Below are 11,632 nucleotides of genomic sequence, written 5' to 3' on the forward strand. Positions count from 1 at the left end.
GTTCAAGGGCGGGAGGGCCGTCCCCAGCGGCCCTCCCGCCCTTGAACCGCCCCCGATCGCGATGGCCGGCTCTTGCCTGGACCCGCCTCTCGATCGGGGGTGCACGATCCGTCTCCACCTGCGTCGTCCGGCCATGCCTGGAGCGGGCGACGCAGCGGAGACGACAGGAGCGGATGCCGCGACCCGGGGGGCTCGCGGCATCCGCTTCGTTACACCCCGGGCGCAGCCGAGGGACCGCCGCCCTCATTGCGCGCCCCTCGCGCGCTCGCCAGAGTAGGGGGGTGCCTCTCCCCGACTCCTACCGCCTCACCCCCATCGGATCCGACCGGCGCGACGACGTCCTGCGTCTGGACGTCTGGGCGTTCCCGACCGAGCGCTCCATCGAGACGCTGCGCGAGCTGCCGAGCCCGCTGAGCTGGCACCGCACGTACGGCGTCGCGGAGGTCGGCGACGACGAGCTGCTCGCCGGATTCCACGGCGCGTACCCGCTGCGCGCTTACCCCGTCCCCGGCGCGGAAGTGGCGTGCGGCTGGCTGACGTGGGTCGGCGTGCACCCCGGTCACCGGCGACGCGGCATCCTGCGAGGGATGATCGAGCACCACTTCGCCGACTGCCTCGCGAACGGTGAGGCGATCTCCGGCCTGATGGCGGCGGAGACATCCATCTATGGCCGCTTCGGCTACGGCATGGCGTCGACGCAGCTGAGCCTGACGATCCCGCGCGGCGCCGCGCTCCGCCCGGTGCCGGGCGCCGCCGAGCTCGACGTCGCACTGGAGGAGTGGGATGCCGCGGCCCACGGCGACCTCGTCGCCGCTCTGCATCGCGACTACGCGCGCCTTCCCGAAGGGCTGGGGCGACCGGGCTGGGCGACCCGCGAGACGCCGGAGCAGCGCGCGGCGCGTGAAGCCGACCCCGCGGCACTCCGCGGCGGCAAGGAGGCGCTCCGGCTCCTGATCGTGCGCGATGAGACCGACACCGCGCTCGCCTACGCGACATTCCGCCGCACGATGTCGTGGGAGCGCGCCGGGGCCGAGGGCACCGTGCATGTGCGCGAGGCCGTCGCGCTGACCGCGGCCGCCGCACACCGCATGTGGTCGGTGCTGCTCGATCTCGACCTGACCTCGCGGGTGAAGATCTCGAACCTGCCCGTCGACGATCCGATCGTGTCGCTGCTCGTCGACATCCGGCCCGCCCTGCCCGACTACCAGGACAACTCGTGGCTGCGCATCGTCGACCTGCCCACCGCGCTCGCGCAGCGCCGGTACGCGGGCGACGTCGACATTGTGCTCGACGTGACCGACGCGATGCTGCCCGCCAACGCCGGGCGCTGGCGGGTACGCGCCCAGGCGTGGGGCCACGCAGAGGTCGCGCCGACCGACGACGCCGCCGACCTGGCGCTCGATGTCCGCGAGCTCGGCGCCGCGCATCTCGGCGCGATCTCGCTGTCGTCGCTCGCCCAGGCCGGCCTCGTCGACGTCCGCTCACCGGCGGCCCTGCGCGCGGCATCCGCGGCGTGGTCCTGGCCGGTCGCCGCCGGCGCGAACTGGATCTTCTGACCCCGGGCACCGTACCCAACTCAGGATCGATTCAACAACGGCTCCCGCGCGCCCACGGAATCTCGCGCCCCACCCGGCAGCCGGACCGCGCCGTTCCTGAGTCGGTACACGATCGACGGGTGATGTCCCCGAAACGACGGATGCCGCGGGCGCAAGTGCTCGTGAAGAGCACCGGCCCGCGGCATCCGTCTGAGCCCGGGCACCGTACCCAACTCAGGAACGACTCAACAACAGCTCCCGCGCGCCCGCGGAATCTCGCGCCCCACACGGCAGCCGGACCGCACCGTTCCTGAGTCGGGTACACGATCGACGGGTGACGTGCCCGGAGACGACGGATGCCGCGAACCCGAAGGTCCGCGGCATCCGTTTCGCCGTATCCCGGGGGGATTACTTGGCGGCGACCACCTGCAGCGTGATCACGGCGGTGAGGTCGTCACGCAGGCGGATCGTCGCCTCGTGCTCGCCCACCGACTTGATCGGGGAGGTGATGTGGATCTTGCGCTTGTCCAGGTCGCCGAGGCCGGCAGCCTTGACCGCGTTCGCGACGTCGACCGTCTTGACCGCGCCGAACAGGCGACCTTCGGCGCCGGCCTTGACCGACAGCTTGACCTTGTTGGTCTCGAGGGCGTTCTTGAGCGCCACGGCCTCTTCGTGGTCGTGGATCGCACGGGACTCGCGAGCGGCGCGGATCGACGCCACCTGCTTCTCGCCACCGCGGGTCCAGGCCACAGCGAAGCCCTGGGGGATGAGGTAGTTGCGGGCGAACCCGTTCTTGACCTCGACAACGTCTCCGGCGCTTCCGAGCCCGGCGACCTCATTCGTGAGAATCAGCTTTGCCATTGGGTGCTCCTTAGCGGCCAGCGCCGGCGTAAGGCAGGAGCGCCATTTCGCGCGCGTTCTTGATCGCCTTGGCGATCAGACGCTGCTCCTGCACCGAGACACCGGTGATACGACGGGCGCGGATCTTGCCACGCTCCGAGATGAACTTGCGAAGAGTCGCGACGTCCTTGTAGTCGATGAGACCGACACGGATCGCCTTCGCGGGGGCCGCGTTCTTCGCGCCCTTCCGCGGCTTCCGGCGGTCGCCGGTTGCCTTTCCAGCCATGGTGGTTCCTTTACGTTTTCTTGATCGGATGCCTCTTCACGAGGCATCCGGAATCTGCTTCTGAGATCGACCCTTAGAAGGGGGTATCGTCGCCGTAGGCGCCCGGGGCTGCCCAGGCGTCGCCACCGCCGGCGTTCGACGAACCGGGCGTGGACCACGGCTCGTCGGCGACCTGGGCCGGGCGAGCCTGACCGCCACCGCCACCGCCGCCGAAGCTGCCGCCGCCGCTCGAGCCGCCCGCAGCGCGGGTGACCTGTGCGGTCGCGTAACGCAGCGACGGGCCGATCTCGTCGACCTCGAGCTCGATCGCGGTGCGGTTGTTGCCCTCGCGGTCCTGGTAGCTGCGCTGCTTGAGGCGGCCGGTCGCGATGACCCGCATGCCCTTGGTCAGCGAGCCGGCCACGTGCTCGGCGAACTCGCGCCACACGCTCGCGCGGAGGAACAGCGCTTCGCCGTCCTTCCACTCGTTCGCCTGACGGTCGAAGTTGCGCGGCGTCGACGCGATCGTGAAGTTCGCGACGGGGAGGCCGTTCTGCGTGTAGCGCAGTTCGGGATCAGCCGTGAGGTTTCCCACGACGGTGATGATCGTCTCGCCGGCCATCAGCCTTATGCCTTCGCAGCCTTGGCGCTCTTGCGAGCGGCACGCTCGTCGGCACGCTGCTTCTCCGACGCGATCATCGCGATGGCCTCTTCGGCACGCAGCACCTTGGTGCGCATGATCTGCTCGTTGAGGTTGAGCTGGCGGTCGAGTTCCTGCGTGGTCGCGGCGGTCGCCGTGAAGTTGACGACGGCGTAGATGCCCTCGTTCTTCTTCTGGATCTCGTAAGCGAGACGGCGCTTGCCCCAGATGTCGATGTTCTCGATGGTGCCGCCGTCGGTCGTGATGACCTTCAGGAACTTGTCGAGGTTGGCGCCGACCTGGCGCTCGTCGATCTCGGGGTTCAGGATGACCATGAGTTCGTACTGGTGCGTCACTAACCCACCTCCTTCGGACTAGAACGGCTGCCGGGCATTTCCCGACAGCAGGAGGGTGTGTGTGCACGTCATCCGACTTCCCGCGCATAGAACGCGTGCGGACAACCCTCCTATGGTACCGGATCGCCGACCAGACGCCGAACCCGCCCTGACCGGGGGTCGCGACACCGGTCAGCGGAACGCGTCGAGGCCGGTGAGGTGCTGACCGAGGATGAGGGTGTGCACCTCGTCGGTGCCCTCGTAGGTGCGTACCGACTCGAGGTTCGCCGCGTGCCGGATCGGGGAGTTCTCGAGCAGCACCCCGTCGCCGCCGAGGATCGTGCGCGCCTCACGGGCGATCGCGATCGCCTCGCGCACGTTGTTGAGCTTGCCCAGCGAGATCTGCGTCGACGTGAGGGTGCCGGCATCCTTCGCACGTCCGATCTGCAGCGCCAGCAGCGCGCCCTTCTGCAGTTCGACCACCATGTCGACGAGTTTGCGCTGCGTCAGCTGGAACCCGGCGATGGGCCGGCCGAACTGCTCGCGTCGCAAGGCGTGGCGGAGCGCCGCCTCGTAGCTGTCGCGCGCCGCCCCGAGCGCGCCCCACACGATCCCGTACCGCGCCTCGTTGAGCGCCGAGAACGGCCCGCGGAGCCCTCGCGCCTCGGGAAGGAGAGCGGATGCCGGCAGCCTCACGTCGTCGAAGCGCAGCTCGGTCTGCACCGAGGCCCGCATCGAGCCCTTCGGCTCGAGCACGGCGACCTCGAACCCCGGCGTGCCGGTCGGGACGAGGAACCCGCGGACGCCGTCGTCAGTCTGCGCCCAGACGACCGCTAACTGCGCGATCGAGGCGAGGCCGATCCAGCGCTTCGTCCCCGAGAGCACCCAGTCCCCGCCGTCTCGCCGCCCGAACGTCTTCATGCTCGACGGGTCGGAGCCGGCGGTCGGCTCGGTGAGCGCGAAGCTGCCGATCGCCTCGCCGGCCGCCATGCGCGGCAGCCATTCCTGCTTCTGCTCGTCGCTGCCCCAGCGGTGGATCGAGCCCATCGCGAGCGACCCCTGCACCGAGACGAACGTGCGGATGCCGGAGTCGCCCGCCTCGAGCTCGAGCGCCGCCAGGCCGTACTCGACGGCGCTGCGGCCGGGGCATCCGTACCCGTCGAGGGTCATGCCGAGGACGCCGAGCCGTCCGAGAGCAGGTGCGAGTTCGACGGGGAAGTGGCCTCGGTCGAACCAGTCGGCGATGTGCGGGCGGATCTCGGCGTCGACGAAGCCGCGCACGTGGTCGCGGACCGCGCGCTCGTCCGGGGTGAGGAGCGCGTCGGTGCCGAGGATGTCGGATGCCGCGCGCAGCGCGTCGAGATCGTCGGGGTCCCTGCGGGCATCGGTCATGGCGCCTCCTCGCGTCGTGATTCGATCCTGCCCGAAACCGATTCCCGCGGCTCCTCGCTCGCAGGGCCGTGAAGCGATATGTTCACGTGAACCTCCACGTCCGCTCCGTCGCGGACGTCCAAGACCCGCCCGTCAAGCGATTCTCGACGATGCGGACGAACCACGCACTACGCCGATTGGATCACACCGGATGCCTCGCTCGACCACCCTCGTCTTCGCAGGCGATTCGATCACCGACTCCGGACGCGACCGAGATGACGCCACGTCGCTGGGGGATGGCTACGTCGCCCTGATCGGGCGAGCGGTCGGCGACGACGCCACCGTCGTCAACAAGGGCATCGGCGGCGACCGCGCCGTCGACCTCGCCGCCCGCTGGGACGACGTGCTCGCCACGCAGCCCGACGTGCTCACGGTGTACATCGGCGTGAACGACATGTGGCGCCGCTACGACAACGAGGACCCGACCTCGGCCGAGGACTTCGAGGCCACGGTCGCGGGACTCCTCGAGGCCGCCCGCGAAGCGGGCGTCGAGCGCCTCGTGCTCGTGGAGCCGTTCTTCGTGCCGGTGAGCGAGGGCCAGGCCGCCTGGCTCGAGGACCTCGACCCTAAGCGGGCCGCCGTCCGCCGCCTCGCCGAGCGGTTCGATGCCACGCTCGTGCCGCTGCACGACAGCATCGGCGCGGCGGCCGCAGCCCACGGCGCCTCGGCGATCGTGCCCGACGGCGTCCACCCGACGGCGCAGGGCGCCGCTCTCATCGCCGACGCCTGGCTCGCCGCGTACGCCGCGATGCCGGTGGGCGCTGCACGCACGGACACGTAGACCACGATGTCGATGCGCCGGCCGTGCCACGAGCACGCGGCCGGCACCCCGCTCCCCGACGACGCGACCGTGTCACCGCCGGACGCCCGGCCCCAGCTCGCCGAGCGAGCGCCGGCGAGACGAAACGCCGTTTCGTCTCGGTCGTTCCTCCCTCGCTCAACGACCGGGACGACGGTCGTGTCGACTGGCTCTTCACGCAGGTGGGCTGGGCGCTGCTGCGCTGATCGCCGACCCTGCCGACGCAGCCGGTGCGCAGGCGCACGAGCGTATGCTGTCGGGCGTGCATTCGACGTTCACGACGCCCGGCGGGCGTGAGGGGGTACTCGGCGCGTCCTGCGCCGAGCGGAGGTAGCCGCGCGCGTCGCCCGGTCTTCGGCCGAGCGCGACGCCGTCGACTCTCCGCGAACCACCGGCCCGCGGCATCCGATCTCTCGTCGTACCGCGACGATCCCCCGTGAAACAAGGAATCATGCACGCATACACCCAGAAGGACATTCGCGCCTCGTTCGTCAACGCCTCGCTGCGCGAACGCAACGCCCTCGTCATCCCTGACCTGGCCCCGGTCGATTGGCAGAACCTCGACTACTTCGGCTGGCGGGACCCGAAGCAGCCGCTCGCCGGCTTCATCGTCGTGTCGGTCGACGACGAGCCGGTCGGCATCCTGCTGCGCCAGACCGAGCAGCGCACGCGCACCCGCCCGCAGTGCTCATGGTGCGAGGACGTCACGCTCCCGAACGATGTCGTGCTGTTCGGCGCCAAGCGCGCCGGCAAGGCCGGCCGCAACGGCGACACCGTCGGCACTCTGCTGTGCGAGAACTTCGAGTGCTCCGTAAACGCGCGCCGGCCGATGCCGCCCGCCTACCTCGGGTTCGACGTGATGGCCGCACGCGAGCGGCGCATCGAGGCGCTCCGCGCGCACGCCGAGGGCTTCGCGCGCGACATCCGCGACAGCCACTGAACGGGAGGGCCGCACGTCATCCCGCGGAGGCGTGCGGCCCCAGCCCGAAGTGGTCGAGCTCGGCATCGGTCAGCATGCGCGAGCGGATGATGAAGCGGCTGCCCGTCGGCCCCTCGATGCTGAACCCGGCGCCGCGGCCGGGAACGACGTCGATCGTGAGGTGCGTGTACTTCCAGTACTCGTACTGAGCCGCCGAGATGAAGACCTCGATGGGCTCTGCGAGGCCGACCTCGAGCTCACCCAGCCGCACGTCTGACGGGCCGGTCTGGAACATCCCGACCGGGAAGCACATCGGCGCGCTGCCGTCGCAGCATCCGCCGGACTGGTGGAGCATCAGCGGGCCGTGCTGGGCCGTGAGCTGCCGCAGGAGGGATGCCGCGGCATCCGTCACCGCCACACGCGCGTGGGTTCGGGTCGGGGCCATCAGGACTCCTCATCCCGGTCGCTGAGCGAGCGAGGAACGCGGTCGTTGAGCGAGCTTGCGAGTCGAAACGCAGACGACACGTCGCGGGTTTCGCGCAAGGCTCTGGCGTTTCGTCTTCGGGCGCCAGAGCGCCCTCCGCTCAACGACCGAGGTCTGAAACGGCCCGGGCGGAGCGGCTGGCGACTCGCTCCACCCGGGCCGGGGCGGGTATCAGAAGAAGCCCATCGCACCGTCGGCGTACGACACGAGCAGGTTCTTCGTCTGCTGGTAGTGGTCGAGCATCTTGAGGTGGTTCTCCCTGCCGATGCCGGACTGCTTGTAGCCGCCGAACGCCGCGTGCGCGGGGTACTGGTGATAGGTGTTCGTCCAGACGCGCCCGGCCTCGATGGCGCGACCGGCGCGGTAGGCGGTGTCACCCGAGCGGCTCCAGACCCCGGCGCCGAGGCCGTACAGCGTGTCGTTGGCGATCGAGATGGCGTCGTCGAAGTCGTCGAACGAGGTCACCGAGACGACGGGGCCGAAGATCTCCTCCTGGAAGATGCGCATGTCGTTCGAGCCCTCGAAAACCGTCGGCGCGACGTAGTAGCCGCCCGAGAGGTCGCCGCCGAAGTCGACGCGCTCGCCGCCCGCGAGCAGCTTCGCGCCGCCCGCCTTGCCGATCTCGATGTACGACAGGATCTTCTCGAGCTGGTCGTTCGAGGCCTGTGCGCCGATCATCGTCGCCGGATCGAGCGGGTTGCCCTGCACGATCTTCGCGACGCGGTCGAGCCCGTCGCCGAGGAAGCGGTCGTAGATGGATCGCTGGATGAGCGCGCGCGAGGGGCACGTGCACACCTCGCCCTGGTTGAGCGCGAAGAGCGTGAAGCCCTCGAGGGCTTTGTCGTAGTAGGCGTCGCCGGTGTCGCGGGCGACGTCCTCGAAGAACACGTTCGCGCTCTTGCCCCCGAGCTCGAGGGTCACCGGAATGAGGTTCTGCGACGCGTACTGCATGATGAGGCGGCCCGTGGTCGTCTCACCCGTGAACGCGACCTTGCGGATGCGCTTGTGCTGCGCCAGCGGCGCTCCGGCTTCGATGCCGAACCCGTTGACGATGTTGACGACGCCCGCCGGCAGGAGGTCGCCGATGATCTCGAACAGGAACAGGATCGACGCCGGCGTCTGCTCGGCCGGCTTCAGCACCACGCAGTTGCCGGCTGCCAGCGCCGGCGCGAGCTTCCACGTGGCCATGAGGATGGGGAAGTTCCACGGGATGATCTGCCCGACCACGCCGAGCGGCTCGTGGAAGTGGTACGCCACGGTGTCCTCGTCGATCTGGCTGAGCGAGCCCTCCTGACCGCGGAGCACACCCGCGAAGTACCGGAAGTGATCGACGGCGAGCGGGATGTCGGCCGCCAGCGTCTCGCGGACGGGCTTGCCGTTCTCCCACGTCTCGGCGACGGCGATCTTCTCGAGGTTCTGCTCGATGCGGTCGGCGATCTTGTTGAGGATGAGCGCGCGCTCGGCCGGCGTGGTGCGCTTCCATGACACGAACGCCCGCCACGCGACATCCACCGCGCGGTCGATGTCCTCCGCCGTGCCGCGGCCCACCTCGGTGAAGGGCTTGCCCGTGACGGGGCTGATGTTCTCGAAGTACTGGCCCTTGATCGGCTCGACGAACTCGCCGCCGATGTAGTGGCCGTAGCGGGGGCGGTAGTCGGCGATCGAGCCGCGCTGCCCGGGAGCGGCGTAGATGCTCGAGACGCCCTCTTCGACGATGGTCATGCTGGTCTCCTTCGACGCGTGGTGCGACGGTCCTCGTCGCGATGGGTCGAAGGTAGGCCCGCGGAGGTTGCACAACGTTGCGGCCGATCGTCTGCGCCGGGCGCAGGGCGTTTCGTCTCTGCGTTTCGACTCGCAAGCTCGCTCATCGACCGCGTTCCTCGCTCGCTCAACGACCGGGACAGGCCCGCTGAGCGAGCGAGACCGAACGTGGGCGACGCGCGCTACTCGGCAGAGGGCGAGCGTCGAGCGCGGTCCCGCTCGACGATCTCGAGGTAGTGCGGGTTCTCCATAATGCCGAGGATGTTGCCGAAGGGGTCGACCACGGCCGCGGTGTTGAAGCCGTGACCTCGCTCGATCACCGGCTGATACGGGGCGGCGCCGAACTCGATCAGGCGCGCGAGGCTCGCGTGCACGTCATCGACCGCCCACTGCATGACCGCACCGGCCGGCCCGTCGGGCATCGGCGGCCGGTACTGCGCATCGATGATGCCGAGCTCGTGCTCGTAGTCCCCCACACGGAACTCGATGTAGGCAGGAGTGACGAAGTAGGGCTCGATACCCAGTACCTCGGCGTACCAGCGCGAAGCGGCGTTCAGGTCTGCGGCGTAGTAGCTGATGGTGGCGAATCCGCGGAGCATGGCGGTTCCTCTCTGTCGTGGATCCACCCTCCCGCCAAATGCGGACAGGAACGGTCCGCGATCAGAGAGCGGCGTCGAGCTTCTCGATCCGCGCCACGAGCCCCGCACGACGGGGCGACCGCGCGGGCACCATCGAGAGGCAGAGCCGCAGCAGGTCGACGTCATCGGCGCCGGCATCCGTCTCGGCGAACGCCAGCAGGACATCGACGGACGCCTCGGCCATGAGCGCCTCGCGCAGCGCGACGCGGACCGTGTCGCGGAACTCCTCCACCCCGGGCGCGACGGAATCCGGCAGCACGTCGCCCCGGTACGCGGCGAGCGCGACCCGGTGCGCGCCCCGGTCGAGCAGCGACAGCACCTGGTGCGCATCGGTCTCGATCTCGACGCCGAGCCGGTAGGGCCGGGACTCCGGCACGAGAGCGGGAGCGGATGCCGCGAGCGCCTTGCGCAGGCGCACCATCTCGGCGCGGAGCGTGACGGACGTCGCACCCGTCGCCGCGCGGCGAGCATCGGCGGACTCGCCGTACACGAGCTCGCCCAGTCGCTCGGCCGACAGCCCCTGGCGGTGCACGGCGAGCATGAGCAGCAGCTCGGCGTGGCGCGGACCGAGCTCGGACACCGTCTCGACGCCCTCGCCGGCCACCTCGAGCAAGGCACGGTCGCGTCCGAGCACCCGGAGGGTCGCACGAGTGGGCTCGGCGCGCCGAGTGGGCGAGCGGCGCCGGGCGGCGCCGGGCGCGGGAGTCTGTCCCTCGGCGGCGCGAGCACGGAGCCGCGCGACCAGCAGCTCTCCCTCGATCGCCCGGGCGGTGGCGTCCACCAGCAGCTGCGCCTGCGGCGTCACCGCCTCAAGGCCCCCGGTCACGTCGATGACGCCGAGGATGCGGCGCGTCTCGGGATCGTGCACCGGGGCGGCGCTGCAGGACCACGGCTGGACGAGACGGTTGAAGTGCTCGGCGCCGGTGATCTGCACCGACCGGCCGAGCGCGAGGGCCGTGCCCGGGGCGGCGGTGCCGACGGCGTCCTCCGACCAGTTCGCGCCCTCGACGAACCCCATGTCGCCCGTCAGCCGGCGCACGTTCCGGTCGCCCTCGACCCACAGCAGCCGCCCGGCGGCATCGCCGACCGCCACGACGACACCGGACTCCGAGGCCTCGCCCGGCAGCAGCAGTCCGCGCACCATGTCGATGACGCCGGCGAGCGGGTGCGCGCGGCGATACGCCTCGAGCTCTTCCGCGGTCAGGTCGAGGGGCGGCAGCCCTTCGGCGCCCACGAGGCTGTCGAGCGAACGGCGCCAGGACTCCCGCACGAGCATCCGCACGTCGTTCAGCCGCTCGTCGGCGGCATTGCCCGCGACCAGTTCTTCGTGCGCGCGCTCGATGAGCAGACGGGATGTCTCGGGCGACACCTCGCGGCGCTGCGACCAGGGTGATGACACGGCGGCTCCGATCGACGTCGGTGGAGCGTGCGTCCAGTGTAGGACGGCCGCGCGTCGCCCTCGACGAGGCGCCGGGGCTCGGCTCTCCTAGCCGGCGGTGGTGACCTCGGAGCGCAGCGGCATCAGCGCGCCCGCGACCTGGCCGATCGTGGCTTCGTCGACGCCCGCGTCGGCGAGCGCCGTCGCCGCATGGCCGATGACCCGGTCGAAGTCGGCGTCGGTGATCCCGCGTCCGGCGTGGGCGGCGCGCATATCGAGGCCCTTGTAGCCGTTGGGACCGCCGGCCGCCGCGGCGAGGAAGAGCGCCATGTGACGCTTCTGGTCGACCATCCGGGTTTGCGAGAAGTAGGGCGCGAGCGTCTCGTCGCCCAGGATCAGCCGGTACATGTTGTCGACGACGGCGGCGATGCCGTCGCCTTCGCCGAGCCGCTGGTACAGGGTCACTTCGGTGGTGTCGGTCATGTGGGTGCTCCGATTCGTGAGGGGATGGGGATGCTGTCTCGCGGGGTGTCGTCAGCGCCCGGCGCTGACGACACCCCGCGAGACAGCATCCCCATCCCCTCACGAATCGGAGCACCCACATGAC

13 protein-coding genes are annotated in these 11,632 nt (G+C 70.3%); 3 read left to right on the forward strand and 10 right to left on the reverse strand.

Going from position 1 to position 11,632, the window contains the following annotated elements:
• Positions 1–281: 281 nt before the first annotated feature.
• Positions 282–1,556, forward strand: coding sequence for an enhanced intracellular survival protein Eis (gene eis / locus ACI3KX_RS20695; protein ID WP_404910927.1), 1,275 nt, complete (start codon positions 282–284; stop codon positions 1,554–1,556).
• 387 nt (positions 1,557–1,943) lie between these two features.
• Here eis and rplI read toward each other — a convergent pair whose 3' ends face one another.
• The 5 genes from rplI to ACI3KX_RS20720 all read right to left on the reverse strand — a co-directional run bounded on the left by rplI (position 1,944) and on the right by ACI3KX_RS20720 (position 5,007).
• The gene (gene rplI, locus ACI3KX_RS20700) at positions 1,944–2,396 is read right to left on the reverse strand and encodes a 50S ribosomal protein L9 (RefSeq protein ID WP_347977383.1); all 453 of its coding nucleotides are present in this window, start codon (positions 2,394–2,396) and stop codon (positions 1,944–1,946) included.
• 10 nt (positions 2,397–2,406) lie between these two features.
• Entirely contained in the window at positions 2,407–2,661 is a 255-nt protein-coding gene (gene rpsR / locus ACI3KX_RS20705) for a 30S ribosomal protein S18 (RefSeq protein WP_045301896.1), read from the reverse strand.
• A 73-nt stretch (positions 2,662–2,734) separates the two neighbouring features.
• A complete protein-coding gene (locus ACI3KX_RS20710) occupies positions 2,735–3,262 on the reverse strand; it encodes a single-stranded DNA-binding protein (protein WP_404910928.1) in 528 nt (175 codons plus the stop codon).
• A 5-nt stretch (positions 3,263–3,267) separates the two neighbouring features.
• Positions 3,268–3,636, reverse strand: a complete 369-nt coding sequence (rpsF, locus tag ACI3KX_RS20715; RefSeq protein WP_163616223.1) for a 30S ribosomal protein S6 — start codon at positions 3,634–3,636, stop codon at positions 3,268–3,270.
• 171 nt (positions 3,637–3,807) lie between these two features.
• On the reverse strand, positions 3,808–5,007 hold the full coding sequence (locus ACI3KX_RS20720) for an acyl-CoA dehydrogenase family protein (RefSeq protein WP_404910929.1): 1,200 nt from the start codon (positions 5,005–5,007) through the stop codon (positions 3,808–3,810).
• Between the two features lie 190 nt (positions 5,008–5,197).
• Between ACI3KX_RS20720 and ACI3KX_RS20725 the strand changes: the two genes are divergently transcribed.
• Together ACI3KX_RS20725 and ACI3KX_RS20730 are read left to right on the forward strand one after the other, a co-directional pair.
• Positions 5,198–5,827 (forward strand): SGNH/GDSL hydrolase family protein, encoded by a 630-nt coding sequence (locus ACI3KX_RS20725; RefSeq protein ID WP_404910930.1) that lies wholly within the window; start codon positions 5,198–5,200, stop codon positions 5,825–5,827.
• A 469-nt stretch (positions 5,828–6,296) separates the two neighbouring features.
• Positions 6,297–6,785 (forward strand): FBP domain-containing protein, encoded by a 489-nt coding sequence (locus ACI3KX_RS20730; RefSeq protein WP_363356005.1) that lies wholly within the window; start codon positions 6,297–6,299, stop codon positions 6,783–6,785.
• Positions 6,786–6,801: 16 nt separating this feature from the next.
• Here the strand turns inward: ACI3KX_RS20730 and ACI3KX_RS20735 are convergent, their stop codons facing one another.
• The 5 genes from ACI3KX_RS20735 to ACI3KX_RS20755 form a co-directional block, all read right to left on the reverse strand.
• Positions 6,802–7,209, reverse strand: coding sequence for a DUF779 domain-containing protein (locus ACI3KX_RS20735; RefSeq protein WP_404910931.1), 408 nt, complete (start codon positions 7,207–7,209; stop codon positions 6,802–6,804).
• A 210-nt stretch (positions 7,210–7,419) separates the two neighbouring features.
• Positions 7,420–8,970 carry an aldehyde dehydrogenase family protein gene (locus tag ACI3KX_RS20740; protein WP_404910932.1) on the reverse strand — a complete coding sequence of 517 codons (1,551 nt, stop codon included), beginning with the start codon at positions 8,968–8,970 and terminating at the stop codon, positions 7,420–7,422.
• 221 nt (positions 8,971–9,191) lie between these two features.
• Positions 9,192–9,608, reverse strand: coding sequence for a VOC family protein (locus ACI3KX_RS20745; protein WP_363356011.1), 417 nt, complete (start codon positions 9,606–9,608; stop codon positions 9,192–9,194).
• Positions 9,609–9,669: 61 nt separating this feature from the next.
• Positions 9,670–11,046: a transcriptional regulator gene (locus tag ACI3KX_RS20750; protein WP_363356013.1), complete on the reverse strand. Its 1,377-nt coding sequence runs from the start codon at positions 11,044–11,046 to the stop codon at positions 9,670–9,672.
• Positions 11,047–11,133: 87 nt separating this feature from the next.
• A complete protein-coding gene (locus ACI3KX_RS20755) occupies positions 11,134–11,508 on the reverse strand; it encodes a group 1 truncated hemoglobin (RefSeq protein WP_404910933.1) in 375 nt (124 codons plus the stop codon).
• Positions 11,509–11,632 lie beyond the last annotated feature (124 nt).

The sequence above is a fragment of the Microbacterium sp. ZW CA_36 genome, assembly GCF_044987475.1.
GTDB lineage: Bacteria > Actinomycetota > Actinomycetes > Actinomycetales > Microbacteriaceae > Microbacterium.

Coding starts and splice junctions, on each gene's coding strand:
- ACI3KX_RS20755 (WP_404910933.1), bottom strand. CDS start 11,508: ATGACCGACACCACCGAAGTGACCCTGTACCAGCGGCTCGGCGAAGGC.
- ACI3KX_RS20725 (WP_404910930.1), top strand. CDS start 5,198: ATGCCTCGCTCGACCACCCTCGTCTTCGCAGGCGATTCGATCACCGAC.
- rpsR (WP_045301896.1), bottom strand. CDS start 2,661: ATGGCTGGAAAGGCAACCGGCGACCGCCGGAAGCCGCGGAAGGGCGCG.
- ACI3KX_RS20740 (WP_404910932.1), bottom strand. CDS start 8,970: ATGACCATCGTCGAAGAGGGCGTCTCGAGCATCTACGCCGCTCCCGGG.
- ACI3KX_RS20745 (WP_363356011.1), bottom strand. CDS start 9,608: ATGCTCCGCGGATTCGCCACCATCAGCTACTACGCCGCAGACCTGAAC.
- ACI3KX_RS20735 (WP_404910931.1), bottom strand. CDS start 7,209: ATGGCCCCGACCCGAACCCACGCGCGTGTGGCGGTGACGGATGCCGCG.
- ACI3KX_RS20730 (WP_363356005.1), top strand. CDS start 6,297: ATGCACGCATACACCCAGAAGGACATTCGCGCCTCGTTCGTCAACGCC.
- ACI3KX_RS20720 (WP_404910929.1), bottom strand. CDS start 5,007: ATGACCGATGCCCGCAGGGACCCCGACGATCTCGACGCGCTGCGCGCG.
- ACI3KX_RS20710 (WP_404910928.1), bottom strand. CDS start 3,262: ATGGCCGGCGAGACGATCATCACCGTCGTGGGAAACCTCACGGCTGAT.
- rplI (WP_347977383.1), bottom strand. CDS start 2,396: ATGGCAAAGCTGATTCTCACGAATGAGGTCGCCGGGCTCGGAAGCGCC.